Source organism: Streptomyces sp. NPDC037401, assembly GCF_055602345.1.
Map to the genome: position 1 here is coordinate 90,809 of NZ_JBVJWO010000011.1, position 26,890 is coordinate 117,698.

Annotated in this window: 23 protein-coding genes and 1 riboswitch; of the genes, 7 read left to right on the top strand and 16 right to left on the bottom strand. The window is 72.6% G+C overall.

Going from position 1 to position 26,890, the window contains the following annotated elements; all coding sequences use genetic code 11:
- Window positions 1-94: 94 nt before the first annotated feature.
- The 9 genes from ACZ7H1_RS13835 to ACZ7H1_RS13875 form a co-directional block, all read right to left on the bottom strand.
- Window positions 95-1,417 (bottom strand): class I SAM-dependent methyltransferase, encoded by a 1,323-nt coding sequence (locus ACZ7H1_RS13835; RefSeq protein ID WP_470786433.1) that lies wholly within the window; start codon window positions 1,415-1,417, stop codon window positions 95-97.
- A gap of 165 nt (window positions 1,418-1,582) precedes the next feature.
- On the bottom strand, window positions 1,583-2,968 hold the full coding sequence (locus ACZ7H1_RS13840; RefSeq protein WP_470786434.1) for an NAD(P)/FAD-dependent oxidoreductase: 1,386 nt from the start codon (window positions 2,966-2,968) through the stop codon (window positions 1,583-1,585).
- Window positions 2,969-3,578: 610 nt separating this feature from the next.
- Window positions 3,579-4,550 (bottom strand): Ppx/GppA phosphatase family protein, encoded by a 972-nt coding sequence (locus ACZ7H1_RS13845; protein ID WP_470786436.1) that lies wholly within the window; start codon window positions 4,548-4,550, stop codon window positions 3,579-3,581.
- Window positions 4,547-5,092 carry a DUF501 domain-containing protein gene (locus ACZ7H1_RS13850; RefSeq protein WP_470786438.1) on the bottom strand — a complete coding sequence of 182 codons (546 nt, stop codon included), beginning with the start codon at window positions 5,090-5,092 and terminating at the stop codon, window positions 4,547-4,549. The genes ACZ7H1_RS13845 and ACZ7H1_RS13850 overlap by 4 nt, the downstream gene beginning before the upstream one ends.
- A gap of 69 nt (window positions 5,093-5,161) precedes the next feature.
- Window positions 5,162-5,644, bottom strand: coding sequence for an FtsB family cell division protein (locus ACZ7H1_RS13855; protein WP_470786440.1), 483 nt, complete (start codon window positions 5,642-5,644; stop codon window positions 5,162-5,164).
- 127 nt (window positions 5,645-5,771) lie between these two features.
- The gene (gene eno / locus ACZ7H1_RS13860) at window positions 5,772-7,058 is read right to left on the bottom strand and encodes a phosphopyruvate hydratase (RefSeq protein WP_470786442.1); all 1,287 of its coding nucleotides are present in this window, start codon (window positions 7,056-7,058) and stop codon (window positions 5,772-5,774) included.
- A gap of 281 nt (window positions 7,059-7,339) precedes the next feature.
- Window positions 7,340-8,035, bottom strand: a complete 696-nt coding sequence (locus tag ACZ7H1_RS13865) for a transglycosylase family protein (protein WP_470786443.1) — start codon at window positions 8,033-8,035, stop codon at window positions 7,340-7,342.
- 3 nt (window positions 8,036-8,038) lie between these two features.
- A riboswitch (cyclic di-AMP (ydaO/yuaA leader) is annotated at window positions 8,039-8,210 on the bottom strand.
- Window positions 8,211-8,497: 287 nt separating this feature from the next.
- Window positions 8,498-9,574, bottom strand: a complete 1,077-nt coding sequence (locus ACZ7H1_RS13870; RefSeq protein ID WP_470786444.1) for a transglycosylase family protein — start codon at window positions 9,572-9,574, stop codon at window positions 8,498-8,500.
- Between the two features lie 136 nt (window positions 9,575-9,710).
- A complete protein-coding gene (locus tag ACZ7H1_RS13875; protein WP_470786446.1) occupies window positions 9,711-10,976 on the bottom strand; it encodes a cytochrome P450 family protein in 1,266 nt (421 codons plus the stop codon).
- Between the two features lie 122 nt (window positions 10,977-11,098).
- Between ACZ7H1_RS13875 and ACZ7H1_RS13880 the strand changes: the two genes are divergently transcribed.
- Window positions 11,099-12,316: a globin domain-containing protein gene (locus ACZ7H1_RS13880; RefSeq protein WP_470786642.1), complete on the top strand. Its 1,218-nt coding sequence runs from the start codon at window positions 11,099-11,101 to the stop codon at window positions 12,314-12,316.
- Between the two features lie 6 nt (window positions 12,317-12,322).
- On the opposite strand, the gene ACZ7H1_RS13885 is transcribed toward ACZ7H1_RS13880, so the two are convergent.
- From ACZ7H1_RS13885 to ACZ7H1_RS13905, 5 genes are all read right to left on the bottom strand, one after another.
- The gene (locus ACZ7H1_RS13885; RefSeq protein ID WP_470786448.1) at window positions 12,323-13,327 is read right to left on the bottom strand and encodes a nucleoside triphosphate pyrophosphohydrolase; all 1,005 of its coding nucleotides are present in this window, start codon (window positions 13,325-13,327) and stop codon (window positions 12,323-12,325) included.
- Between the two features lie 27 nt (window positions 13,328-13,354).
- Window positions 13,355-13,984, bottom strand: a complete 630-nt coding sequence (locus ACZ7H1_RS13890) for a SurA N-terminal domain-containing protein (RefSeq protein ID WP_470786449.1) — start codon at window positions 13,982-13,984, stop codon at window positions 13,355-13,357.
- A 174-nt stretch (window positions 13,985-14,158) separates the two neighbouring features.
- On the bottom strand, window positions 14,159-15,691 hold the full coding sequence (locus tag ACZ7H1_RS13895) for a serine/threonine-protein kinase (RefSeq protein ID WP_470786451.1): 1,533 nt from the start codon (window positions 15,689-15,691) through the stop codon (window positions 14,159-14,161).
- Window positions 15,688-16,311, bottom strand: coding sequence for a hypothetical protein (locus tag ACZ7H1_RS13900; RefSeq protein WP_470786453.1), 624 nt, complete (start codon window positions 16,309-16,311; stop codon window positions 15,688-15,690). Before ACZ7H1_RS13900 ends, ACZ7H1_RS13895 begins: the two co-directional genes overlap by 4 nt.
- Window positions 16,312-16,414: 103 nt before the next feature.
- Window positions 16,415-18,427 (bottom strand): N-6 DNA methylase, encoded by a 2,013-nt coding sequence (locus ACZ7H1_RS13905; protein ID WP_470786455.1) that lies wholly within the window; start codon window positions 18,425-18,427, stop codon window positions 16,415-16,417.
- Between the two features lie 200 nt (window positions 18,428-18,627).
- On the opposite strand from ACZ7H1_RS13905, the gene ACZ7H1_RS13910 reads away from it, so the two are divergent.
- Both ACZ7H1_RS13910 and ACZ7H1_RS13915 read left to right on the top strand, forming a co-directional pair.
- Complete coding sequence (locus ACZ7H1_RS13910) at window positions 18,628-19,407, top strand: hypothetical protein (RefSeq protein ID WP_470786457.1); 780 nt, start codon at window positions 18,628-18,630, stop codon at window positions 19,405-19,407.
- A gap of 195 nt (window positions 19,408-19,602) precedes the next feature.
- Window positions 19,603-20,439, top strand: a complete 837-nt coding sequence (locus ACZ7H1_RS13915; RefSeq protein ID WP_470786458.1) for a hypothetical protein — start codon at window positions 19,603-19,605, stop codon at window positions 20,437-20,439.
- 17 nt (window positions 20,440-20,456) lie between these two features.
- Here ACZ7H1_RS13915 and ACZ7H1_RS13920 read toward each other — a convergent pair whose 3' ends face one another.
- Both ACZ7H1_RS13920 and mfd read right to left on the bottom strand, forming a co-directional pair.
- Complete coding sequence (locus ACZ7H1_RS13920; RefSeq protein WP_470786460.1) at window positions 20,457-21,194, bottom strand: HNH endonuclease family protein; 738 nt, start codon at window positions 21,192-21,194, stop codon at window positions 20,457-20,459.
- A 72-nt stretch (window positions 21,195-21,266) separates the two neighbouring features.
- Window positions 21,267-24,800, bottom strand: a complete 3,534-nt coding sequence (gene mfd, locus ACZ7H1_RS13925; protein ID WP_470786462.1) for a transcription-repair coupling factor — start codon at window positions 24,798-24,800, stop codon at window positions 21,267-21,269.
- Window positions 24,801-25,024: 224 nt separating this feature from the next.
- Between mfd and ACZ7H1_RS13930 the strand changes: the two genes are divergently transcribed.
- The 4 genes from ACZ7H1_RS13930 (at window position 25,025) to ACZ7H1_RS13945 (ending at window position 26,666) form a co-directional block, all read left to right on the top strand.
- Entirely contained in the window at window positions 25,025-25,270 is a 246-nt protein-coding gene (locus ACZ7H1_RS13930) for a type II toxin-antitoxin system Phd/YefM family antitoxin (protein ID WP_470786464.1), read from the top strand.
- Window positions 25,267-25,635 (top strand): type II toxin-antitoxin system VapC family toxin, encoded by a 369-nt coding sequence (locus ACZ7H1_RS13935; RefSeq protein WP_470786465.1) that lies wholly within the window; start codon window positions 25,267-25,269, stop codon window positions 25,633-25,635. Before ACZ7H1_RS13930 ends, ACZ7H1_RS13935 begins: the two co-directional genes overlap by 4 nt.
- A gap of 148 nt (window positions 25,636-25,783) precedes the next feature.
- Window positions 25,784-26,266: a SigE family RNA polymerase sigma factor gene (locus ACZ7H1_RS13940; RefSeq protein ID WP_470786466.1), complete on the top strand. Its 483-nt coding sequence runs from the start codon at window positions 25,784-25,786 to the stop codon at window positions 26,264-26,266.
- The gene (locus tag ACZ7H1_RS13945; protein ID WP_470786467.1) at window positions 26,259-26,666 is read left to right on the top strand and encodes a hypothetical protein; all 408 of its coding nucleotides are present in this window, start codon (window positions 26,259-26,261) and stop codon (window positions 26,664-26,666) included. Before ACZ7H1_RS13940 ends, ACZ7H1_RS13945 begins: the two co-directional genes overlap by 8 nt.
- The last annotated feature ends 224 nt before the right edge of the window (window positions 26,667-26,890 follow it).

Here is a 26,890-nt window from a genome sequence, read left to right on the forward strand (position 1 = left end):
CCCCGCGGCAGTGTGCCGCGGGGCCCCTGTGCGTCCGTCAGGCCCCTGTCCGTCTCAAGGCCCCCGTGCGTCCGTCAGGGCCCTGCAAGCACGCTCAGAGCGCCTTCCACTCGCGCGTGCGCAGCGGCAGGCCCGAGGCGCCGCCGGGGCCCGGCCGGACCGCCAGCACCTGGTTCACGCCCAGCCGGTTGTGCTCGAAGCCCAGCGCCGAGGCCGCCATGTACAGCCGCCAGACCCGGGCCCGGCCCGGCGAGGTGAGGCGGACCGCCTCCTTCCAGTGCTCCTCCAGCCGGGCCACCCAGGCCCGCAGGGTCAGCCCGTAGTGCTCGCGGATCGACTCCACGTCCCGCACTTCGAAGCCCGCCCGTTCCAGCTCCCCGACCGTCGTGCCCAGCGGCGACAGCTCGCCGTCGGGGAAGACGTACGCGTCGATGAACTCGTCGAGGCGGTACGCCGATTCGTCCGGCTCGGGGAGGCGCGCGATCTGGTGGTTCAGCAGCCGCCCCTCGGGGCGCAGCAGGGCGAACAGGGTGCCCGCGTACTCCCGGTAGCGCCGGGAGCCCACGTGCTCGGCCATCCCGATCGAGGAAATCGCGTCGTACGGACCGTCCTTGACGTCCCGGTAGTCCTGGACCCGGATCTCGATCCGGTCCGCGAGGCCCTCCTCCGCGACGCGTTTGCGGGCGTACGCCGCCTGCTCGCGGGACAGGGTGATGCCGGTGACCCGGGCGCCGTGCTCGCGAGCCGCGTGCAGGGCCATCGAGCCCCAGCCGCAGCCCACGTCCAGCAGCCGGTCGCCCTCCGCGAGGGCCAGCTTGCGGCAGACAAGGCCGAGCTTGTCGTACTGCGCCTCCTCCAGGGTGGCGTCCGGCCGCCAGTACGCGCAGGAGTACACCATCGAGGGCCCGAGGACGCGCTCGTAGAAGTCGTTCCCCACGTCGTAGTGGTGGCTGACGGCCTGCCGGTCGCGGCGCCGGGTGTGCAGCGGCCCGATCCGCCGGCCCGCCTCCTCGGGCGGCGGCGCGGGCTGCGGCCACGGTCCCGCGAGCCGTACGAGGTCCCGCAGGGCCGCCCGGACCTGCGGGTCGCGCAGCCGGGCCCGGACGGGTTCCACGGGCGCCGGGGCGGCAGCATCGGCCTCCTGCCGGGGCTGCTCCCACAGCAGGCCGCCGAGGCCCGCCAGCAGCTCGTACAGGTCTCCTTCGACGTCCAGCTCCCCGGCCACCCAGCCGCGGGCCAGCCCCAGCTCCCCGGGCTTCCACAGCAGCCGGCGCAGCGCCCTGCGGTGCCGGACGACCAGCGCCGGAGCCCCCGGCGGCCCGGATGCGCTGCCGTCCCAGGCCCGGATGCGGATGGGGAGGGGCGCGCCGAGCAGGGTCTCGGCGAGTGCGGTCAGCCGCGGAGCGGCGTCGGTCATGGCAACACCTCCAGTGGGCTCCAACCCACCGAGCTACCCCACCGCCGCGCCCGGTAAGCGGAGCGAAACGCCGGGAGCCGCCGGGAAATACCCGAAGGGGCCTCCCGCACCACGGATGGCGGGAGGCCCCTTCGGGGTCGTGCAGGTCCTGCGGGTCGTACCGGGTCAGGAGGCCTTGGCCTTCTCCGCCTTCTCGGCGGGGGCCGCGGCGACCGGGGCCGGCTTGGCCGCCTCGTAGAACTCCTCGCGGGGGGTCTCCAGGGCACCGAGGGAGACGACCTCGCGCTTGAGGAACATGGCGAGGGTCCAGTCGGCGAAGACGCGGATCTTGCGGTTCCAGGTCGGCATGGCCATGCCGTGGTAGCCACGGTGCATGTACCAGGCGAGACGGCCCTTGAGCTTGATCTTCATCTTGCCCATGACGATCATCGCGACGCCCTTGTGGAGGCCGAGGCCCGCCACCGCACCCTTGTTGTGGTGCTCGTAGTCCTTCTGCGGGAAGCCCCGCATGCCGGAGACCACGTTGTCGCCGAGGACCTTGGCCTGGCGCAGCGCGTGCTGGGCGTTCGGCGGGCACCAGGCGTTCTCGACGCCGGCCTTGCGCAGGGCCATGTCCGGGACCTGGGCGTTGTCGCCCGCGGCCCAGATGTAGTCCGAGCCCTGGACCTGGAGGGTCGGCCGACAGTCGACGTGACCGCGCGGGCCCAGCGGCAGGCCGTAGCGGCCCAGGGCCGGGTTCGGCTTGACGCCGGCGGTCCAGACGATGGTGTTGGAGTCGACCTCGAGGCCGTTCTTCAGCACCACGTGGCCGTCCACGCAGGAGTCCATGGAGGTGCTGAGGTAGATCTCGATGCCGCGGGACTCGAGGTGCTCCTTGCCCCAGGTGCCCAGCTTGGGGCCGACCTCGGGGAGGATCTTGTCCGCTGCGTCCACCAGGATGAAGCGCATGTCCTCGCGCTTCACGTTGGTGTAGTACTTCGCGGCGTCGCGGGCCATGTCCTCGACCTCGCCGATGGTCTCCGCGCCGGCGAAGCCGCCGCCCACGAAGACGAAGGTGAGGGCCTTGCGGCGGACGTTCTCGTCCGTCGTGGACTCGGCCTTGTCGAGCTGCTCGAGGACGTGGTTGCGCAGGCCGATGCCCTCCTCGACGCCCTTCATGCCGATGCCCTGCTCGGCGAGGCCGGGGATCGGGAAGGTACGGGAGATGGCACCGAGCGCGATCACCAGGTAGTCGAAGGGCAGCTCGTACGCCTCGCCGACCAGCGGCGTGACGACGGCGACCTTGCGGTCCTGGTCGATGCTGGTGACCCGGCCGGTGAGAACCTCAGCCTTGGGCAGCACGCGTCGCAGCGGGACGACGACGTGCCGAGGCGAGATGCTGCCTGCGGCCACTTCGGGGAGGAAGGGCTGGTAGGTCATGTACGACCGCGGGTCGACGACCGTGACGGTCGCCTCGGCGTAGCGCATCTTCTTGAGAATGCGCTTGGCCGCGTACAGGCCTACGTACCCACCTCCTACAACGAGGATCCTGGGACGCTCCGTGGTGCTCATGCCATCGAGTATCCAGCACCCGTTGGAGGGGCGCTCGTGAGCCCCTTCACAAGGAGTGCGAGGCCCTCTGCTACACTGCGCGGCCCACGTGACCCAGGTCATGGTCCGCAACGGGAACCACGGTGTCCGCAAACGCGTTGTACACCCGTCCTGAGCTGGCCTCCAGCCCTCCCGCAGCCCTGGACCACGCGGTTTCGTCGATACCTCCGACCCGGAGGCGGCACGCCCCGGCAATCGCACGAAAGGGGCACGCCGGGCCCGAACGAGCGTCCAACGGGCCCCGATGCACCGCCCGGTTGGGCCGAGGGGCCCAAATTCCTTGTGAAGAACTTCACGAAGTTCGTTCGGCCGACGCCTCAAAACACGGCCGATCACCCCTCCGGAAGGCACCCTCAGAGGAGCCCGACCGCTTCGGCCCCGCGTTTCCTCCGAAGTCCCGCCCGTACGCGAAGGATTCCAAGGACGCCGCAAAACCGGCATTCCACGGACGGCGAGCTCGTCGTCCTCGTCGTCGAAGTCGGCGACCGTCGCGGCGTCTACCGCGGCAGCTGAACGCGGCAGCGGCGCTCCGGTGGGGTCACCGGGGCGCCGCTGTGCGTGGCCGGGCAGGTCAGGAGGGCCGGTGCGCCGATTCCGCCGCGGCTGCGGTGGCGAAGGCGATGCCGTCCAGGATGTCGTGCTCGGAGACGACGACCTCCGAGGCGCCGATGCGCTCCATGATCGCCAGCAGGACCAGGGCGCCCGCGCCGATGACGTCGACCCGGCCGGGGTGCATCACGCCCAGCGCGGCGCGTTCGGCGTGGGTCGAGGTCAGCATCCGCCCGGAGATCTCGCGGACCGTCTCGTACGGGATGCGGGCGTGGTGGATCGCGGCGGAGTCGTACTCCGGCAGGCCCAGGGCGATCCCGGCGACCGTGGTCACCGAGCCCGCCAGGCCGACCAGGGTCCGGGCCTCGGTCAGCGGGACGGTCTCGGCTGCCAGGTCCAGCGCGGCTTCGATGTCGGCCCGGACCGCCGCGACCTGCGCCGCGGTGGGCGGGTCGGTGACGACGCCGTCCACGACCAGGTGCCGCTCGGTCATCCGGACGCAGCCGATGTCGACCGAGCGGGCCGCCCGCACGTGCTCCTCGCCCACCACGAACTCGGTGGAACCGCCGCCGATGTCGACGACCAGGAACGGCTTGTCCAGGTGCGCGGCGCCCGCGAGCTCCTTGGTGGCGCCGGTGAAGGAGAACTCCGCCTCCTGGTCACCGGAGATCACCTCGGGCTCGACGCCCAGGATGTCCAGGACGCCCGCGACGAAGTCGTCGCGGTTCTCGGCGTCCCGGGAGGCCGAGGTGGCCACGAAGCGCAGCCGCTCGGCACCGAGCTCCTTGATCACGGCGGCGTACTCGCGGCAGGCCGCGAAGGTCCGCTCCAGGGCCTCGGGGGCCAGCCGGCCGGTCTTGTCCACGCCCTGGCCGAGCCGGACGATGGTCATCCGCCGGTCCAGCTCGACCAGCTCTCCGGTCTCCGGGTCGCAGTCCGCGACCAGCAGCCGGATGGAGTTCGTACCGCAGTCGACGGCCGCGACCCGGGTCACTCGGACCCCTCCCCGGCCTTCTGGTCAGCGCAGGGGGTGACGCACGCGCCCTTGGCCCACCACTCGGGCAGCAGCGCGAGGGCCTCGTCGCCGAACGGGTTCACGCCCGGGCCCGCGACCAGGGAGTGGCCGACGAGCACGTGCAGGCACTTCACCCGGTCCGGCATGCCGCCGGCGCTGGGGAAGCCCTGGAGCACCTCGATGGCGTCGCGGCGGCCGATGTAGTCCTCGTGCGCGGCCCGGTAGGCGGCGGCCAGTTCCGGGTCGGTGGCGAGCCGGTCCTGCATCTCCTTCATCAGCCCCGAGCCCTCCAGGGTGCCGATGGCACCGGCGGCACGCGGGCAGGTCAGGTAGTACAGGGTCGGGAACGGGGTGCCGTCCGGCAGCCGCGGGGCCGTCTCGACCACGTCCGGCTGGCCGCAGGGGCAGCGGTGGGCGATGGCCCGCAGGCCGCGCGGCGGGCGTCCGAGCTGCTGCTGGAACGCTTCGATGTCGGCGGCCGTGGGCTCGGTCCGGTCGGTCTGGGGCGGGGGCGTGTCCATGCCTGCTGTGAAGTCTCTTCGTTCGTGGTCGGATTGGTCTGACCGGCATGACCGGTCCGACCGGTCTGGCTAGTCGTCGTCCGGGCGGTCGGCCTTGTCGACTCCGTCCCAGACGTTGGAGTACCAGGGGCGGTCGTTCGTGCCGTCCTCGGCGCGGCGGCGCTCCTCCTCCGCCGCCTCGGGGTCGATCACGGTGTAGCCGATCTCCCCCGGACGCACGTAGTGCAGATGCCGGCGCGCCTGCTGTTCCACATAGGCCGGGTCCTGCCAGCGCGCCTTCTCGTCCCGCAGCTCCTCGAGGCGCTGGCGCGCCTCGTCGGCCGTGCGCTGCTGCTCGGCGATCTCCGAGCGCTGGGAGACGTACTGCCGCATCGGGTAGGCGAGAGCGACGACCAGGGTACAGAGGACGAGGGCGAGCAGGGCCGCACGGCCGGTCAGCCGGCTGCGCCGGACCTGCCGGCGGGACTGCGAGCGGTAGACGTGGGCGGCGGTCCGCTCCCCGAGCTGCTTGAGTCTGGTCGCGGTGGAGAACCGGTCCCGGTTCCCGGCCATGTCCGCCTCCCCTTCTCTAAGCGCCTGCGTCCCCGCACACGGTACGGGACCGAGTGCGGGGACGCAGGGAGGCTCTAGAGGGATCTAGAGGTTCAGCGGGTTCTGCGGTTCAGCCTGTTCGGCCGGTTCAGCCCTTGAACCGCGGGAACGCGGAGCGGCCCGCGTACACGGCGGCGTCGTCGAGGATCTCCTCGATGCGCAGCAGCTGGTTGTACTTGGCGACGCGGTCCGAGCGGGCCGGGGCGCCGGTCTTGATCTGACCGCAGTTCACGGCGACGGCGAGGTCGGCGATGGTGACGTCCTCGGTCTCGCCGGAGCGGTGCGACATCATGCACTTGAAGCCGTTGCGCTGGGCCATCTCGACGGCGTCCAGGGTCTCGGTCAGCGAACCGATCTGGTTCACCTTCACGAGCAGGGCGTTGGCGGAGCCTTCCTCGATACCGCGGGCCAGACGCTCGGGGTTGGTGACGAACAGGTCGTCACCGACGATCTGGACCTTGGCGCCGAGCTTGTCGGTGATGACCTTCCAGCCGGCCCAGTCGTCCTCGAACAGCGGGTCCTCGATGGAGACCAGCGGGTACGCCTCGACGAGCTCGGCGTAGTACTCGGTCATCTCGGCGGCCGAGCGGGACTGGCCCTCGAACTCGTACTTGCCGTCCTTGTAGAACTCGGACGCGGCGACGTCGAGCGCGAGCGCGATGTCCTTGCCCGGGACGTAGCCGGCCTGCTTGATGGCCTCGACGATGAGGTCGAGCGCGGCGCGGTTGGACTCCAGGTTCGGGGCGAAGCCGCCCTCGTCGCCCAGACCGGTCGAGAGGCCCTTGGTGTGCAGGACCTTCTTGAGGGTGTGGTAGACCTCGGCACCCCAGCGGAGGGCCTCGGAGAAGGACTCCGCGCCGATCGGCGCGATCATGAACTCCTGGATGTCCACGTTGGAGTCGGCGTGCGAGCCGCCGTTCAGGATGTTCATCATCGGAACGGGCAGCAGGTGCGCGTTCGGGCCGCCGAGGTAGCGGAAGAGCGGCAGGTCCGAGGCCTCGGACGCGGCGTGGGCCACGGCGAGCGACACGCCGAGGATGGCGTTGGCGCCGAGGGAGCCCTTGTTGTCGGTGGCGTCCAGGTCGAACATGGCCTGGTCGATCAGGCGCTGCTCGGTGGCGTCGTAGCCGACCAGCTCGGGGCCGATCTGCTCGATGACGGCCAGGACGGCCTTCTCGACGCCCTTGCCCATGTAGCGGTTGGGGTCACCGTCGCGGAGCTCGATGGCCTCGAAGGCACCGGTGGAGGCGCCGGACGGAACGGCAGCACGGCCGGTGCTGCCGTCGTCGAGGCCCACCTCGACCTCGACCGTGGGGTTGCCTCGGGAGTCCAGGATTTCCCGGGCTACGACGACGTCGATGGACGGCACGAGCATCTCCTTCTGGGATGTGACGCTGGGTGTGCGGTGGCGCGTGGGCCGTGCGGTGGCCCTGCCGGTCTAGAGCCTAACCGCCCCGGGGCGGTCGGCCGCCCGACCGCCCGGGTCCTGGGACGAAAAAGGGTCCGAATACCCGTGTTCCAGGACAATCAGCCCTTGATCAACTGCCCGGAGACACGCGTCCGCCCGGTGCGCCGGGGGGAAGTGCGCACCGGGCGGGGCCTGGTTGCCGCGGTCCGGCCGGGGGCCGGGGGAGGTCCGGCCGGAGCCGGGCGGGGTCAGGAGAGCTTGAGCATCTGGCCCGGGTAGATGAGGTTCGCGTCGCTCACGATGTCCTTGTTCAGCTCGAAGAGCTTCTCCCAGCCGCCGGACACCTTCTGGGCGTCGGCGATGGTGCCGAGGGTGTCGCCGGCCTTGACCTCGTACGAGCCGTTGCCCTTCTTGTAGCCCGTGGCCGGGGCGGCGGACGGCGCGGAGGCTGCCGGGGCCTTCGAGCGCTCGGAGCGGGTGGTCGGCGCCGACTCCTCGCGGGTCTCCTTGCGCTTCTCGGCCGGCTTCGAGGAGCCGGAGGAGGAGCCCTCGTCCGAGGAGCCGCCGTTCGAGGCGCGGGACAGGCCGACGCCGCAGCTCGGCCAGGCACCCTTGCCCTGGACCGCGAGGACCTTCTCGGCCACGGCTATCTGCTGGGACTTGGAGGCCTGGTGGGCGTTGGGGGCGTAGGCGGTGCCGCCGAAGCCGGCCCAGGTGGACGGGGCGAACTGCAGGCCGCCGTAGTAGCCGTTGCCGGTGTTGATGGACCAGTTGCCGCCGGACTCGCACTGGGCGACGGCGTCCCACTCGGAGGTGGTGGCGGCGCTGGCGGTGCCGGCGGCCATGAGCGGGGCGGCGACCGCGGCACCGGTGACACCGGCGAGGGTCACGATGCGGGTGGCCTTGCTGGGACGACGGTGCTTGCCCTTGCCCGAAAGCAGCATGGAACTTCTCCTCACCGACGCCTGCGAGGTGAGCTGTCGGGTTCGGGCGGATGAAGTCGCCCGGCCGCGCGACTGGCGCGCGGCTTCACCCCAAGCCGTTCCGTGACCGTCTCTCAACGGCCGGGTCCGGCACTTACCTTGGGTCCCCCGCTCCTGCCTTCGGCGCTTGCGCGACGACTGTTCCCCCCGTCCGCCGGCAGGATTCGGCGATGCGGTCGAAGGAGCCCGCGGTGGCGAGCGGTTCAGACCGTAGACAGACGTCTCCCCGATGTTCAAGGTCGGACATCGGGGAGAAAACGCCCTTACCCACCCCTACGCGGGAAGCGTTTGCGCAGGTGAGCGGGTGTATTACGGAACCATCACGGCGGAACTCGCCCACTGACGGGAAGAGATGCATGTCTCACTTCGAAGAAGTCGGACATTTGCTACCGTAACGGGTCATCAGGGCCGCCCGAAGTGCCCCTATTTCTCGCTTAGATCGAGATTCTGGCCAGGCTTGATCAGGTCCGCGTCTTCGCCGATCAGGCGCTCGTTCGCCTCGTACAGAGCGTTCCAACCGCCCTTCACGCCCTTGGCATCCGCGATCTCCGACAGGCTGTCACCCGGCTTGACGGTGTACGAGGGCTCGGGCGTCACCTTCGACGGGTCGTCAGCGCCGAGCGGGATCTCGTCGGCCGGCGCGCCGCGGTGGCGGCCGGTGCCCTCACCCGGAGCGGGGGTGGTGGTGGCGCCGGGGGTCTCCGGCGCGGCCTGGGTGGCGGGGAAGCCGGGGGTGCCGGGCAGGACCGGCGTGCCGGGAGTCCCGGGCGTGAGGGGCAGCGTCGGCGAACCCGGGTCGGTCGACCCCGGGGTGCCGGGAGTTCCGGGCGTGCCCGGGGTTCCGGGAGTGCCGGGCGTGCCCGGAGTGCCCGGGGTCGTGGGCGTGCCCGGGGTGCCGGGCACGGTCGGCGTACCGGGGGTGGCGGGCGTGGTCGGCGTACCGGGCGTCGTCGGCGTGCCCGGGGTCGTGGGCGTGCCGGGGGTGGCCGGCGTGCCGGGGGTGGCCGGGGTCGCGGGCTCCTCCGGCTTCCCGGCGCCGGGGACGACGTGGTCCGGGCGGACCGGGGAGGGGGCCACCGGGCGCGGGGACGCGGCCGAGCCGGGGTCCACGTCGGCGGCGGGGCCGGACTTCGTGAGCCCCGAGGTGCTGCCGCACAGCGGCCAGGCCTCGGGCCCCTTCGAGCCGAGGACCTTCTCGGCGACGGCTATCTGCTGCGAGCGGCTGGCCAGGTCGGCGCGCGGGGCGAACTCCAGCCCGCCCGCCGACTTCCACATCTCCTGGGTGAACTGCAGCCCGCCGTAGGAGCCGTTGCCGAAGTCGGCACTCCAGGTGCCACCGCTCTCGCACTCGGCGACCTTGTCCCACGTGGCGGTGTCCGCGGCCGACGCGTTCGTGGCGGCGAGCAGGGGCAGCGCGAGTGCGGAGCCGGTGACTCCGGCCGTGACGACGAGCGCGGGGGCCTGACGAGGGCGCCTGTGACGGCCGTTCCCGGAACGCATGTGTTGGACCTTTCACGTGGGGGCAAAGGGGCGACGGCGAACGTAGCGGGCTTCGAACGCTTGTCACAAGTCGATGCAGCGCAGATCACGTAAAGGTCACACTCCTGACGCCTTGTCAGGAATGATTGACTCCGGTTCAGTTCGTTTGCGGGGTGAATTCCACGGGAAGTGTGCGCAGCCCGCGCATGATGAGCCCGCCCCGCCAGCGCAGTTCGGACGGATCGACGGCAAGCCGCAGGTCCGGCAGCCGGGTCAGCAGGGTCGCCAGCGCGGTCTGGCCCTCCAGCCGGGCCAGCGGAGCGCCGAGGCAGTAGTGGATCCCGTGCCCGTATCCGAGGTGCTGGTTGTCCGTGCGCGAGAGATCCAGGGCGTCCGGGTCGGCAAAGCGCGCCGGGTCGCGGTCCGCGGCAGCCAGGACGACCAGCACCGGGTCCCCGGCCGCGATGTCCCGGCCGCCGAGGGTGAGCGGGCGGGTGGCGAACCGCCAGGTGGCCAGCTCGACCGGTCCGTCGTAGCGCAGCAGCTCCTCCACACCGGTGGCGAGGAGTCCGGTTTCGCCCGCAGCGAGGGAGGTCTGCAGCCGCGCGCGCTGTTCCGGATTCGCAAACAACGAGTGAACGCCGTTGCCGATGAGGTTCACCGTGGTCTCGAAGCCGGCGAAGAGCAGGATGAAGGCCATGGCGGCGGCCTCGTTCTCCGTCAGGTGCTCGCCGTGGTCGCTCGCCCGGATCAGACCGGAGATGAGGTCGTCGCCCAGGTCGTCCCTTTTGCGGTGGATCAGCTCGACGAGGTAGTTCCGCATCTTCTTGACCGACCGGGCCACTCCCCCGCGCGGACCGCCGCCGTGCCGGATCATCATCCCGGCCCAGTCGCGGAAGTCGTCCTGGTCCTCCCGTGGTACGCCGAGCATCTCGCAGATGGCGTAGATGGGGAGCGGGAAGGCGAACTCGTGGATGAGGTCCGCCTCCCCCCGGGCCGCGAAGCCGTCGATGAGGTGGTCGGTGAGCTCCTGCACCCGCGGGGTGAACTCCGCGACCCGGCGGGGGGTGAAGGCCTTGGACACCAGGCGCCGCAGCCGGGTGTGGTCCGGGGGGTCGATGTTGAGCAGATGCGTCATCAGCTCGGCCTTGCGCTCGCCCGGGATGCCCGTCTTGCCCTTGGCGTGCGCGGGCTCCGCATGATGGGCCGGGTTCTTGCTCAGCCGCTGGTCGGCGAGGGCCTGACGGGCGTCGTCGTACCGGGTGACGAGCCAGGCCTCGACCCCGCTGGGGAGCCGGGTGCGGTGGACCGGGGAGTGCTCGCGCAGCCAGGCGTAGGCCGGGTACGGGTCGGTGGCGAACTCCCAGTCGAACAGGTTCGGGGCCGGGGGTGCGGCGGGGGCTGCGGCGGTCTCTTCGTGCACCACCCGACCGTAACCCGCCAGGCCACCGCACATCCCATATGACTGGTTCGTGACGGCTGTCCGTAGATCGGACAGACCTTGACCTGAGGCGAGCGGCCGTTCCTACTTTCGGTTTTGTGGATGTGAGGATCTTGAAAAGCAGCTTCGCGGTGGTGGAGAGACGGGCCGAGCACGCGGTCAAGTTCTTCTACTCGCACCTCTTCTGGCACAACCCCCACGTCCGGGAGATGTTCCCGCCGGCGTTCGAGGACATGGAGCGCCAGCGGGACCGGCTGTTCGCAGCCCTGACCCATGTGATCACCCACCTGGAGGACGAGGCCCTCGGCCGCTACCTGCGCGACCTCGGGCGCGACCACCGCAAGTTCCTGGCGGGCCCCGAGCACTACGCCGCCGTGGGCACCAGCCTGCTCGCCGCCCTCGCCGAGGCCTCGGGCGACGCCTGGAGCCCCGCCGTGGAGAAGGCGTGGGGCGAGGCGTACTCGGCGATCGCCGACGCGATGATGGCGGGCGCCTCCTCCAGTACGGGCCCGCCCTGGTGGGACGCGGAGATCGTCCAGCACCTCCAGTACGGCCGGGACATCGCCGTACTGACGCTGCGCCCGCACGCACCGCTGCCCTACGTGCCCGGCCAGTACGTCAGCCTCAGCAGCGAGCGGGTGCCGACCACCTGGCGCACGTACTCCATCGGCAACGCGCCACGCCCCGACCACACCCTGGACCTGCACGTCAGCCGGATCGACCGCGGCCGCGTCAGCACCGCACTGGTACAGGACGTGCAGCCCGGGGAGTCGGTCCGGCTGGGCGCCGCGGGCGGGGCGATGACCCTGCGCCGCGGATCGGGGCGCCCGCTGAGCTTCGTCGCCGCCGGCACCGGCTGGTCACCGGTGCGCGCCATGCTGGAGGACCTGGTCCGGCAGCCTCCGGACCAGCGCGTGCGGCTGTTCGTGGTCGCCCGCGACGGCGCGCACCTCTACGACCGCCCGCTGATCGACGCCTGGCAGGACCGCATGCCGTGGCTGTCCGTCACCTACATCACCCCCGCGCCCGGTCAGCACCGCAACCAGGCCACCGACCGGCTCGCGACCGCGCTGAGCAACCGGGGCAGCTGGCCCGACCAGGACGTGTACCTCAGCGGCCCGCCGCTGTTCATCGACGAGACCGCGCACCTCCTGGAGGAGCTCGGCGCGGACCCCGGCCGGACGTTCTACGACTCCGTACCGGCCACCGGCTCGACGCGGACCCGGCCACTGGGCTTCGGCGAGTGGTTCCTCGACCGGCCCGCACCGCACTGGCACAACCCCTCGGGCCGCGCCCCGCGCGATCCCCGGCGCGACCGCTAGGTCTCCCTAGGCCGACGCCTGCCCGCCGACGCCCTCGGCGGCACGGATCGCGTCCCGGTACACCCGGGCCGCCGCGCGCAGCGCGGTCTCCGGATCCACCCCCTGCGCCTCGGCGCGCGCCGCCAGCGCCAGCAGTTCGTACCCGATGCCCTCCCCCTCGGGCAGCGGCACGTCCACGGCACCCGAGCGGACCCGGCCCGCCAGCTTCGCCGCGAGCGCGAGCGCCGGCTGCCCCAGCGGGATCCCCTCGGTCACCGAATCGCGCTGCTTCTCGACCGCTTTGGTGCGCGTCCAGTGGGCCTTGACCTCCTCCGGCGTCTCGGCGCTGGCGTCGCCGAAGACGTGCGGATGGCGGTGTACGAGCTTCTCCACGATCGTCCCGGCCACGTCGTCGATCGAGAACCGCTCCTCGTCTTCGCCGGCCTCCTCCGCGATCCGCGCGTGGAAGACCACCTGGAGCAGTACGTCGCCCAGCTCTTCGCGCAGCGCCTCGCGGTCCCCGTCCTCGATCGCCTCGACGAGCTCGTACGCCTCCTCGATCCCGTACTTGGCCAGGTCCTCGTGGCTCTGGCGGGAGGACCAGGGGCACTCGCGCCGGATCCGGTCCATGACCTGGACCAGGTCGAGCAGCCGGGCGCCGGGCAGGTCGTACGAGCCGGGCAGCAGCTCCAGGTCCGGCATGCTCTGGCGGCCCGAGCCGGCCATCCGGGCCAGCCCGTCCGTGAGCCGCCGGTCGCCCTCGCCGCTCTGGACGACCACCACGGTGTGCCCGCCGGCACACGCCTCGACGAGCTCCCGGGCGTCCAGGAGCTCGTGTGCGACGGCGATGCCCGCCTCGCGCAGGTACGGCAGCTGCGGGTGGCCTGGGTCGGCGCACAGCACGCGGTCCGCGGCGCGCAGGGTCTGCCAGGCCTGCCAGGACAGCAGGCCGGCGGCGACCCGGTGGCTGGTGGTCAGCAGGACGATGCGGCCGGTGGCGGCCGAGGGGGCGGCGGGATCAGAAGCAGTCACGCTTCGAACCTACCTCCGGGCCCCGGGTCATCCCGCCACGGGTACCTCCGGCTCCTGCTGGGGCTTGGTGACCTGGCGGATCCACGGCGTGGTCGCGGGGCCCACGGTGAGCTGGGAGGCGTCCCAGGAGCCGTAGCGCGGGTTGACCTCGACGCCGAGCTCCTTGGCCGCGGCCGCGGCCGGAGCGGCGATCTTGCCCTCGCCGTACTTCTCGTTGAGGCGGGCCAGGATCAGCTGGTCGCGGATGGCCCGGTCGATCTGGTCCGGGGCGAGGCCGCCCTTCTGCAGCGCCAGGGCCTCGAACTGCTCCGTCCCGCCGGATTGCGCGATCCGCTCCTTGCGGGCCGCCTCCAGGTCCGCGGTGGTGATCTCGATCCCGGCGTTCTGCGCGGTCCGGTCGAGCACCTTGCTCTGGATCATCGAGTTGAGCTTGTACTTCTCCAGACCGGCGGTGTCCGAGATGAGCTGCGCGGCGTCGGGAGAGCGGTTCTGGGCGTCGCGCACGTCCTTCATCTGGGCCTGGAGGGCCGAGATCGTGATGCGTTCACCGCCGACGACGGCTGCGGTGCCGGGGCGGGCCTCGCCCGAGCAGGCGGCCAGCAGGGGGGCCGCGGCGAGCAGGGCGGCGGAGACGGAGAGCGCAGTGCGACGGTGCAAAGGAGCCTCCCGGCTAAAGGATTGTGCTTTGGTGCACAAGGCCTTGCGGTGATCGATGGTATGCAGTCGGGGTGGCCTGGGCCACCGATTCGACCAACGATTCGCCGCGGATCCGGGTGCGCCGCCCGATCAGCCGCGCCCTGGTCCTGCCCCGGGCCCGCGCCCGGCCCCGGCTCAGCCGTGGACCTGCCCCAGCCAGTGCAGGGTGCGCCGGATCTCGCCGGTGAAGGGGTGGTGCGGACCGTGCAGCCGCTCGGCGTCGAACAGCAGCCGGGCGAGCGTGTCGCGGGCGCCCGCCCGGTCCCCGAGGGCGAGCAGCAACTGACCGATGCGGCGGCGCACTTCGAGGGGCAGTTCCCGGTCGTCGTTGGCGTACTGGTTCTCGAAGTACGGCAGCAGCGAGCGGTACTCGGCCAGCGCGGCCGCGGGCTCGCCGAGCTGCTCCAGGCACTGGGCGACGTCGTAGCGGAAGCGCAGGGACTGCGGGTCGCCGGCGCCGGAGTCCCGGGCGTACTCGTCGGCGAGGCGGCGCAGCTCGGGCAGGGCGCGCCGGTACTGGCCGTCGTCCATCAGCGTGGCGGCGTACTGCTTGCGCAGGGAGCGGACCACGGGGGACTTCTCGCCGTGCTCGGCGGCGGCGCCCGGCAGGATCCCGCCGAGGATGTCCACGGCCTGGGTGAGCCGGCCCTCGTCGAGGAGCCGCTTGACCTGGTCCACGGCCCCGGCGATGTCGGGGCGGCCGGGCACCGGCGTCTGCTGCCGCACGGGGTTGTCCGCGGGCGCCGCCGCCCGGTCCGGCCAGGGGGCGTGCGGGCGGACGAACGGCCGGGTGGGGTCGAGCGGCCCGGAGGCGGGCGTGGCCCGGGTGGGCAGCAGCGGGGCCAGGGCCTCGTAGACCTCCTGGGCGGAGCCGGGCCGGTGCTGCGGGTCCTTGGCGAGCAGCCGCAGCACCAGCGCCTCCAGCTGGTGCGGCACCTCGGGGCGCAGCTGGCGGACCGGCAGCGGGGGCTCGTACAGGTGGCGGTGCAGGACGCCCAGCGCGGTGGATCCGGCGAACGGCACCCCGCCGCTGAGCAGCTCGTGGAGCAGGACGCCGAGGGCGTAGAGGTCGGTGTACGGGCCGACGGCGCCGCCCATCGCCTGCTCGGGGGCCATGTAGGCGGGGCTGCCGATGGGCGAGCCGGTGTGGGTGAGGCGGGTGGTGTCGGAGTCCATGACGGAGGCCACGCCGAGGTCGAGCACGACGACCGAGCCGTCGGGGCGGACCATGACGTTGCGCGGCTTGAGGTCGCGGTGCACGATCGGCACCGCGTGGACGGCGGAGAGCACCGCGCACAGCTGCGCCGCGACGGAGACCGCCCACGGCCAGGGGTACGGGTCGTGCTCGGCGATGTGGTCGGCGAGGTCGGAGCCCTCGACGTACTGCATCACGAGGTAGAGGTCGTCGGTGTCGCTGCCCGCGTCGTGGACGGTGACCAGTCCGGGGTGGTCGACCTGGGCGGTGACCCGGCACTCGCGGACGAAGCGGCGGCGCATCTCCTCGGCGGCCGTGGAGCCCACCGGGCCGGTGACCTTGTCGGGGCGCAGCAGTTTGACCGCGACGCGGCGGTCCAGCCGCTGGTCGTACGCCGTCCAGACCTGTCCCATGCCGCCCTGGCCGAGCAGGGTGGCGAGCTGGTACCGGTCCGCGATGACGCGTCCGCTCACTGGTCGCGCTCCTGGCGGCGCAGCAGCTCGCTCAGCTCGTCCAGTTCGGCGCGGACCTGGCCGATGCGCTGGGGCGGCTGGGGGGCGGGCGGCTGCGGAACCGGGGTGTGGTGGGGCGGCTGCTGCGGGGCCGGGGTGTGGTGCGGCGGCTGCGGAGCGGGGGTGTGGTGCGGCGGCGCCTGCTGCGGGACCGGCGGGTAGCCGTAGCCGACGGGCGGCATCGGCGGGACTGCGGGCTGCCGGACCGGGCCGTCCGCGGCCGTGTCCAGCTTCTCGAAGTGCCGCAGCTCGGCGTAGAAGTAGTACGTCAGGACGCCCACGGTGTTGACGAGCAGCCAGACGAGGATGACCGCGGCGGCGGAGTCGCTCAGCTCGGCGTTCTCGTCCTCGGGGACGGCGACGCCCGCGAACACGAGCAGGCCGATGTTCAGCGCGATGACCAGGCAGAACAGCGCCCAGTGCAGTGCTCTGCGGGTGACGATCGCCAGCCGCAGCATCGGCACCCAGCCGAGGAACCCGCAGCTGAGCAGGGTCAGCCCTGCGAAGAGGGCGCGCAGCGCGGCCAGAGTGCTGCCGGCGGGGCGCCCCGGCTGAGGGGGTGCATAGCCTTGGCCGTGCATTGCTGCTCCTGACGAGTGCGGATGTGTGGTCGGTCGACGGACCGAGGGTATACACCGACGCGGACAAGCGGCTCCGGGTTGTACCGAACCGTTGTTGAACCGATCAGGCGGGGATGGTGCCGTCGGTCAGACCGTCGTAGAGCCCTTGGACCAGCTGCTCTCCGAGCCGGCCGGCCAGCCGCAGTGCTTCTTCGAACTCGGCGAGGGCGCGGAAGCGTTCACCGTACAGCTGCTGGTCGGCGAGCGGGAGCCGGGGGAGCTGGAGCCGGCGCACGTCGAGCCGGGTGGCGGTGGAGGCGTAGCTGCTGGCCTGACGGTTGTTGGCGGTGCCGCGCAGGAAGCCGGCGAGGAACCACGGGTCGAGCGCGGCCGGGTCGGGGCGCAGCAACTGGAGGCCGCGGCCGAGGGGCTCGCCGGCGGTGGACTCGTCGACGACCCGGGCGACGGAGGTGGCGCCGACGACGGGGACGACCACGTCTCCGGGCGCGGTGAGCACCGGCTCGTCGGCGGCACCGGCCGAGCGCAGGACCAGGGCGCCCGCGCGGGCGAGTTCGCCGAGGGTGGTGGCGGTCCGGCGGACCGCGTCGGCGGGGGCGCCCGCGGCGTCGGCGGCGGGCGGGGCGAGGCGGGTGGCCAGCAGCAGGGTCGCGTCGAGGCGTTCGCGGACGGCGGCCAGTCCGGCGGGGCCGCCGCCCGCGGCGGGCGGCGGGAGGTAGCGGGCCGGAGTCAGGTCGACGTCGTCGTCGAGGAGCTCGATGACGGGCACGGAGCGGCTGACGCCGGGGACCTGCTCGGCGGTGCCGGTGCGGTCGAAGGCGGCCCAGGCCTCGGTCACGGCGCGGTGGACGGCGGGCCAGGAGCCCTTGTCGCGGCCGTCGGCGGCGGCCCGCCCGTCGGAGCCGAGCTCGGCGGTGTCCACCAGGAGCAGTTCGGGTGCGGGTGCGGCGGCGGGCGCGGGCCTGCGCAGCACCCACAGGTGCAGCGGGATGCCGTACGGGGGCGCTGCGCCGGCGGGCAGGGCGATCACGGCGCGCAGTGCGCCGCGGCGCAGCAGGTCGGCGCGGATGCGGCGGCCGGAGCGGCGGGCGGCGACGGCGGGGGGCATCAGCAGGACGGCGGTGCCGCCGTCGCGGAGCCGGGCGAGGGCGTGCTGCACCCAGGCGAGCTCGGACTCGGTGCGGGCGGGGAAGCCGTACTCCCAGCGGGGGTCGTAGGCCAGTTCGTCGTGGCCCCAGTTGCGTTCGTTGAACGGCGGGTGGCAGAGCACGACGTCGGCGGCCGTCCCGGCGAAGGCGTCGGCTCGCAGGCTGTCGGCGGCGGCGGTGCGGACCGTGGCGTCTCCGGCGAGGGCCAGGCGCAGGGCGGTGAGGGCGGCCAGTTCGGGGTGGGCGTCCTGGCCGTACAGGGCGGTGGCCCGGGGGACGGCGCGCAGCAGGGTGCCGGTTCCGCAGGCCGGGTCGAGGACGGAGAAGGGTGCGGCGCCCGCCGCTGCGGTGGAGCCGGAGGAGGCGGCGGAGGACGCGGACGAGGAGGCGAGTGCGGCCATCAGCTCGGCGGGGCCGGGCGGGGTGAGCGTGTACTGCCGCGGGTTGGCGTCGAGGTGGCGGCCGAGCAGGAACTCGAAGGCCTGGCGGGCGCCGAGTTCGGCGGCCAGCTCGGCGGCGGCGCGCATCAGGGGGGCGGAAGCCGGTCCGATGCCGTCCGCGCGGACCGGGGGCGCGTCGCCGAAGCGGGCGGTGAGCACCTGGCCGAGCACCGGCCGCAGCCGGTCGGCCAGCAGCGCGTCGGAGACCGCGGCCAGCTCCAGCCAGTCGGTGGGGCGGTCGCGTACGACGAGGAGCGCGCAGCCCGCGTGGACGAGGGCGGGGACCGCGCCGGCGGGGTGTCCGGAGAGCTGCTGCCAGACGCGTTCGCGGAGCGGGACCTCGGCCAGCTTGCCCTGGTCGCGCAGCCACTGCTCGACCTCGGGCAGGGCGAAGGAGGGGCTGGTCTCGGTGCCGCCGACGGGCTTGGGGAAGTCGGTGTGCCGGCGGCGCCAGTTGCTGACGGCCGCCCGGCCGACGCCGGCGAGCCGTGCGATTTCGGCTGCGGTCACCTCTGCGGTGTTCTCCGGCACTGTCTCGCTCCCCTGGTCAGGCTGGTCAGGCGTCCCGCTGCGTGCCGCCGAGCATACCCGTACACACCTACCAGACCCCTTCACGGCGTGAATCGAAGATTTCCTGTGAACCGCGTTGACTCGGTTCACAGGATCTGTTGTGATTGCCATCGTCACACCGAAGCGTCCGCTCACCCCACTGCACCGCAGGGAGCTCCCCGATGCGCACCACCACCCTCGCCGCCACCGCTCTGGCCTCCGCCGCCCTCCTCGGGCTCACCGCCTGCGGCACCTCCGGCTCCGAGTCCGCGGCGGGCAAGCCCGGCGGCAAGACGGCCGCCAAGCCCGCCGCACAGAGCACCCCGCACGCGGACCTGACCGGTCCTCAGCTGCTCGACAAGTCCCTGGCCGCCACCCGCAAGGCGTCCTCGCTGACCGTCAAGGGCAAGGTCACCGAGGACGGCAAGGCCATGACCGTCGACCTGTCCCTGAGCACCAAGGACGAGTGCAAGGGCAGCATGCGCACGGCGGGCGAGGGCGGCTTCGAGCTGATCAAGTCGACCGCGAACGTCTACGTGAAGGCCGACGAGGCCTTCTACCGCGCCGCTTCCAAGGGCGAGCCCAAGGAGCAGACGGACGCGGTGGTCGAGATGCTCGCCGACCGCTGGATGAAGACCCCGGCCACCTCCCCGGACGCCAAGGACTTCACCGGGATCTGCGACCTGGACGAGCTGCTCAAGGAGTTCGAGGACGGGTCCAGCACCGCCCGCAAGGGCGCGCCGACCACGGTCGACGGGCAGCAGGCCATCCCCCTGACCGTGCCCGTCGACGGCGGCACCGGCACGCTCTACGTGGCCGCGAAGGGCGAGCCGTACCTGATCAAGGCCTCCCAGAAGGACGGCACCGACCCGGGCGAGCTGGCCTTCTCCGGATTCGACCGGCCGGTGAACGTCACCCCGCCCGCCGACAAGGACGTCGTCGACATGTCCAAGCTCGGCTGAAGCCGGACCTGCACGGACCGCGCCGGCCGGTGCAGCCGCCCCGCGAGGGGAGGGCGGCTTCACCGGCCGCGCGACCGGGCAGAACGGTCCCAGGGGAACGGCAGCCTGACGGCACGTCGGCCCCGGGGGCTTGTCCGGGGGGTCGGCTAGTGTCGGCCCTTGCGGGCACACCGCAGTTGCACAGGGGGGATCCACATGCGCATCCGCACGCTGACCGCGGCCGCACTCGCCGCCGCCGCGCTGGCCGGGCTCACGTCCTGCACCGGCTCGAGCGGGTCACAGGACGACAAGGCCGCCAAGGCCGCCAAGGCTGCCAAGGCCGCCGGCTCGGAGAAGCCCGCGCCCGCTTCCTCGGCGCCCGCGAGGCCGGCGGAGCCCTTCGCAGGCCTCTCCGGTCCCGAGATCCACGAGAAGGCCTACGCCGCCACCAAGCGTGCGGATTCCCTGCGGATCGCGGGCAACGTCCGCACCGGGGGCAAGGACATGAGGATGAACCTCGCCCTCAACACCCGCGGCGAGTGCGCCGGCACCGTCGAAATCGGCGGCACGGGCAAGGCCGAGATCATCAAGTCGGCCGACTTCCTCTATTACAAGGGCGACGAGAAGCTCTACCGCTCCCAGGCAGGCAACGCGCCCGCGGACCAGGTGGACGCCGTCGTCGCCATGCTGGCCGACCGCTGGCTGAAGATGCGGTCGAGCAGCGCCGAGGCCCGGCAGTCGGCGCAGATGTGCGACCTCGACAAACTGCTCGCCTCCTTCGGCAAGAGCAGCCCGGTGGCGCGCAAGGGCGGCCTGACCGCGGTGGCCGGCCGGCCGGCGATGACCGTGACCACGGCCTCCCCCGGCGGGCTGGAGACGTACTACGTCGCCACCCGGGGCGAGCCGTACCTGCTGCGGGCGACCAAGACCGGCGAGAAGGACCCGGGGGAGCTCACCTTCTCCGACTACGACAAGCCCGTGAACGTCGCCCCGCCCGCAGACACGGACGTCGTCGACGCCGACAAGCTGCGTCGCGGCGGCAAGACCGCCTGACCCTGCGGCTGACGCGGTCAGCGGCTGACGCGGGCCGGGGCCTCGGTCGGGTTCCCGCCCGCGGGCAGGGCCTGTTCGGGGCAGCGGCCGAGGACGCGCTCCATCGCGTCGCGCTCCCCGCGGGTGACCCACAGCCCGTACTTCCGCTTCACCGCGACCTGCGCGGCGACGTACGCACAGCGGTACTGCCGGTCGGCGGGCAGCCAGGTCGCCGCATCGCCGTCGCCCTTGCGGCGGTTGGCCGAGGAGTCCACGGCCAGCAGGTTCAGCGGGTCGTTGGCGAAGGCGATCCGCTTGCGGCGGTCCCACTTCTGCGCGCCCTTCTGCCAGGCGTCCGACAGGGCGACCACGTGGTCGACGTCTATGCCGGTGCGCCCGCGCCGGAACTCCAGCCGCTTGCCGGTGTACGGGTCGCGCTCCAGGACCCCCGAGGCCACCTTGCAGCGGCCGCCGTCCTTGAACCGGGTGTCCGTCAGGTCCCGCCGGAGGATGTCCTCGCGGGTCCCGCAGCCGTTTCCGTCCGTGTCCAGCCAGGCGCGGCCGAACTGCTCGCGCTCGTACCCCGTCCTGGGCGCCCGGCCCTTGACGGTCAGGGCGCCGACGGCGGGCAGTGCCCTGCCGCCTTCGCCGCCGCGCCCGGCACCGGCTCCCGGGCCGCCCGAGGCCCCCGGCCCGGACCCTTCCGGCTGCGTGCATCCGGTCAGCACGAGGGTGCAGGCGAGCAACAGGGCGGCGGAGGCGGGGAGACGGCGCATGGGGCCCGATCCTAGACACCGTCCGCCGCTCCCCGCGTACGAGCGCTACGAGCGCTACGAACGCTACGAACGCTACGAACCGAGGATCGTGGTGAGGAACTCCCCGGTCCAGGCGAGCAGTTCCCGGCCGACCAGCGGCTTTCCGCCGATCTTGCCGGTCTTCGGACGCGGGATCAGCACCTGAGAGGTCGCCGGCTTGAGGACCGCGCCCGGGTAGAGCCGCTTGAGGCGCAGCTCCTGCGACTCCCGCAGCTCCACCGGGCCGAAGCGGATGTTCGGCCCCTGGAGGGTGATGTCGCCGACCCCGCAGGCCCGCGCCAGCATCCGCAGCCCGGCCACCAGCAGCAGGTTCTCCACCGGCTCCGGCAGCTTGCCGTAGCGGTCGGTCAGTTCCTCGCGGACCGCCCTGATGTCGTCCTCGGAGTTGGCGGCGGCGATGGACCGGTACGCCTGGAGGCGCAGCCGCTCGCCCGGTGCGTAGTCGTGCGGGACGTGCGCGTCGACCGGAAGCTCGATCTTGACCTCGAGCGGCGGCTCCTCCTCCACCGCGCCTTCCAGGGAGGCCCGGTAGTCGGCGACGGCCTCGCCGACCATCCGTACGTACAGGTCGAAGCCGACGCCCGCGATGTGGCCGGACTGCTCTCCGCCGAGCAGGTTGCCCGCGCCGCGGATCTCCAGGTCCTTCATGGCCACGTACATGCCCGCGCCCATCTCGGTGTGCTGGGCGATCGTCGCGAGCCGCTCGTGGGCGGTCTCGGTGAGCGGCTTCTCCGGCGGGTAGAGGAAGTATGCGTAGCCGCGCTCGCGGCCACGGCCGACACGGCCGCGCAGCTGGTGGAGCTGCGAGAGGCCGAAGTTGTCGCCGCGCTCCACGATCAGGGTGTTGGCGTTGGAGATGTCGATGCCGGACTCCACGATCGTGGTCGACACCAGCACGTCGAACTTCTTCTCCCAGAAGTCGACGACGACCTGTTCCAGGGCGGTCTCCGACATCTGCCCGTGCGCGGTCGCGATCCGCGCCTCCGGCACGATCTCGCGCAGCTTGGCGGCCGCCCGGTCGATGGACTCGACGCGGTTGTGGATGTAGAAGACCTGGCCCTCGCGGAGCAGTTCGCGGCGGATGGCCGCGCCGATCTGCTTCTGCTCGTACGGGCCGACGAAGGTCAGCACCGGGTGCCGCTCCTCCGGCGGGGTGGTGATCGTCGACATCTCGCGGATGCCGGTGACGGCCATTTCGAGCGTACGGGGAATGGGGGTGGCGGACATGGTCAGCACGTCGACGTTGGCGCGGAGCTTCTTCAGCTGCTCCTTGTGCTCGACGCCGAAGCGCTGCTCCTCGTCGACGATGACCAGGCCCAGGTCCTTGAACTTGGTCTCCGAGGAGAAGAGGCGGTGGGTGCCGATGACGACGTCCACCGAGCCCTCCTTGAGGCCTTCCAGGGTGGCCTTGGCCTCGGTGTCGGTCTGGAACCGCGACAGGGCCTTCGTGACGACCGGGAACTGGGCGTACCGCTCGGAGAAGGTGCCGTAGTGCTGCTGGACGAGGAGGGTGGTGGGGACGAGGACGGCGACCTGCTTGCCGTCCTGCACGGCCTTGAAGGCCGCTCTCACTGCAATCTCGGTTTTGCCGTAGCCGACGTCTCCGCAGATCAGCCGGTCCATCGGGACCGACTTCTCCATGTCTTCCTTGACCTCGGCGATCGTGGTCAGCTGGTCGGGCGTCTCGGCGTACGGGAAGGCGTCCTCCAGCTCGCGCTGCCAGGGGGTGTCCGGGCCGAAGACGTGGCCGGGGGCCGCCATCCGGGCGCTGTAGAGCTTGATGAGGTCGGCCGCGATCTCTTTGACGGCCTTCTTCGCGCGCGCCTTGGTCTTGGTCCAGTCGGCGCCGCCGAGCCGGTGCAGGGTGGGCGCCTCGCCGCCGACGTACTTTGTGACCTGCTCCAGCTGGTCGGTGGGAATGTAGAGGCGGTCGCCGGGCTGGCCGCGCTTGGCGGGTGCGTACTCGACGAGCAGGTACTCGCGGGTCGCGCCCTGCACGGTGCGCTGCACCATCTCGATGTAGCGGCCGACGCCGTGCTGCTCGTGCACGATGTAGTCGCCGACTTCGAGGGTGAGCGGGTCGATGGTCTTGCGGCGCCGGGTCGGCATCCGGCCCAGGTCCTTGGTGGCGGTGCGCTGCCCGGTCAGGTCGGTCTCGGTGAGCACGGCGAGCTTGAGCCCGGCGTCGACGAAGCCGGTGTCGAGCGCGCCGCAGGCCACGTGGACGAGGGACGGCTCGATCGTGGTCAGGGAGGATTCCAGGCGGGCCGGGATGCCCTCGCCGCCGAGGACCTCGACGGTGCGGGCGGCGGGGCCGTGGCCCTCGGTGAGGTAGACGGTGCGCCAGCCGTCCGCGAGCCAGCCCTTGGTGTCGGCCAGGGCGCGGGCGGTGTCGCCGCGGTAGGCCTCGGCGGCGTGCATGCCGAGCTTGAGGGTGTCGTCGCCGGCGTCCGCGTCGTCCGCGGCGAAGGGGGACACCGACCACCACATCAGGCCGAGCTCGCGGGCGCGGTCGCGGACGTCGGCGATGCCCCACAGCGAGGCCGCGCCGACGTCGATGGGAGCCTCTCCGCCGCCCGCGGTGGCCGCCCACGAGGCCTGGAGGAACTCCTGGCTGGTGGCGACGAGGTCGGCGGCCCGGGTGCGGACGCGCTCGGGGTCGCAGACGACGGCCATGGCGCCCCGGGGCAGTACGTCGAGCAGCAGCTCCATGTCGTCGACGAGGACGGGGGCCAGGGACTCCATGCCCTCGACCGCGATCCCCTCGGCGATCTTGCCGAGCAGTTCGCCGAGCTCGGGGTGCTGCTCGGCGAGCGCCGCGGCCCGCTCCCGCACCTGGGCGGTCAGCAGCAGCTCCCGGCACGGCGGTGCCCACAGGCCGTGCTCGGCGACCTCCAGCGACCGCTGGTCGGCGACCTTGAAGTAGCGGATCTCCTCGACGTCGTCGCCCCAGAACTCGATGCGGAGGGGGTGCTCCTCGGTGGGCGGGAAGACGTCGAGGATGCCGCCGCGCACGGCGAACTCGCCACGCTTCTCGACGAGCTCCACCCGGGCGTACGCGGCGGCCGCGAGCGCCTCGGTGATCTCGCCGAGGTCGGCGCTCTGGCCCTGGCGCAGGGAGACGGGAACCAGGTCTCCGAGCCCCTTGACCTGCGGCTGGAGCACGGAGCGGATCGGCGCGACGACCACGGAGACCGGGCCGGCGGCCGGGTCGTCCTTGCTGGGGTGCGCGAGCCGGCGCAGCACGGCCAGGCGTCGGCCGACGGTGTCGCTGCGGGGCGAGAGCCGTTCGTGCGGCAGGGTCTCCCAGGACGGGTAGTCCACGACCTCGTCGGGGGGAAGCAGGGAGCGCAGGGCGGCGGCGAGGTCCTCGGCCTCGCGCCCGGTGGCGGTGACGGCCAGCACCGTGCGCTCGGTCCGCCGGGCGAGCGCGGCGACGGCGAAGGGCCGCGCGGAGGGCGGCCCGACGAGGTCGACGTGCATGCGGTTGCCGTCGGCGGCCGCCTTGACGGCTTCCCCGAGCGCGGGGTCCTGAATGACGGCGTCGAGCAGACCGTGCAGGCTCATGAGGAGGCTTTCCGTCCGGGGGTGGTCCGTACACAGCGCCTCGCGCAGGGACAACGCGAAGCACCCGACACGTGGAACGGGCCGGGGTTCCCACCCTACGGCGCGGGTCGGTCACTCGCGCGAGGGATTGCCGTCCCACCGGAGAGCGACGGAGCTGGCGGGCATGGAGCCGCTCCCACTACGCTAAGTCCAGCGCTTAGTCCACTCATGTGTGAGAGGCCGCCATGGAAGCAGCCCGGCAGTACAACGTGCACGAGGCGAAGACTCACTTCTCCAAGATCCTGGAAATGGTCGCCACCGGCGAGGAAGTGATCATCAGCAAGTCCGGCGAACCGGTCGCCAAAGTGATCCCGCTGGCAGGCAAGGTGCAGCGCACGGATTACGGTTCCCTGGAGGGCCGGATCGTGATCGCCGACAACTTCGACGAGCTCCCCGATGGGTTCGCCGAGGCGTTCGGAGTCGACGAGTGAAGATGCTGCTCGACACGCACGTCGTCCTGTGGTGGCTCAACGGCGACCTGCCGGATGAGACCCGCGACCTGCTCGGCCGCGAGCGCTGGGTCTACGTGAGCGCAGTGACGCCCTGGGAGCTCTCGGTCAAGCAGGCAACGGGCAAGCTCCAGGCTCCGGCAGACATCGCGGAGCGAGCCAAGAACAGCCAGTTCCTGTCGCTCTCCATCGAGGCCGAACACGGCGTCCGTGCGGGACAGCTCCCGCCCCACCACCGCGACCCCTTCGACCGGATGCTGGTCGCCCAGGCGCAGACCGAGGGGCTCACGCTGGTGACGCGCGACAAGTACATCCCGCTGTACGACGTGCCCGTGCTGGCCGTCTGAGCCGTCCCGCGCGCATTCCGCCCCGCACCGCCCCCGGCTGTGCGGGGCCTTGTCGTGGCCGGGTGGGAAAAAATGTTCCGGCGGGGTGTCAACCGGATCGCGGTGCCAGGCGTATACCCCCTGAGACCGTCCACCACCGGGAGCCCTTTTGACCGTCGAGGAGTTCGAGGAGTTCTACGCTCACTCCGCAAAACAGCTGGTGGGACAGGTCTATCTGATGACCGGCGACCTGCACGAGGCGCAGGACGTGGTCCAGGAGGCCTTCGTGCGCGCCTGGGACCGGCGGGCGCGGATCAGCCGGGACGCCGGGCCCGAGGCGTGGATCCGTACGGTCGCCTGGCGGCTCGCCGTCAGCCGGTGGCGGCGGCGCGGGCGGTCCGCGGACGCCTGGCGGCGCCACGGCGCGCCCGGCCCGGCTCCCTCGCCGGACCCCGGCACCGTCGCCCTGGTCTCCGCCCTGCGCCGGCTGCCCGACAAGCAGCGGCGGGTGGCCGTCCTGCACTACGTGTGCGATCTCACCGTCGAGCAGGTGGCCGCCGAGACCGGCATCTCCGCCGGCACCGTCAAGACGCACCTGTCCCGCGCCCGGGCCGCGCTCCGGCCCCGCCTGGAGGAGGCCCCCGATGCGTGACCCGCTGGCCGAGGCGCTCAAGCGCGCCGCTCAGGACGCGGGGCGGCTGGCCGTGCCCGTGGACGTGTCGTACGTGGAACAGCGCGGCTCGCGCCGCCGCCGGTACCGGCTCGCGCTGGTGGCCGCGGGCGCCGTGTGCGTGCTGGGCGTGAGCGGGGTGCTGGGCGGCCTGGCGCTGCGGTCGCAGCCCGATCCGCCGCCCGCCGCGCCGAGCGCGCCGAGCGAGTCGCCCGCGACCCCGTCGGAGTCCGGCCACTCCTCGCTGCTGCCCACGTCACCCCCGTCGAACGAGCACACGGCGACGTCTTCGGCGTACGGTTCCCCTTCGGCGTCCGACATGTACATTCCGCCCACCGACACCGGGCTCCCCCTGACCTCCCCGACCCCGTCGGCCGGCTGACCCGAGGACCACCCCATGCCCGCCCAGCACCCCACGGGGCCCGCCCCGGCCCCGCCCCTCCCCGACACCGGCCCGCCCGCGCCCGACCCGGCGGCGGCCCGGGGGGGGGGGGGGGGGGGGGGGGGGGGGGGGTGGGGGGGTGGGGGGGGGGGGGGGGGGGGGGGGGCACCGCGCAGGCGGGCGGTTCGGAGGGCGCGGCCGAGGACGCGGCGAACGGACTGCCC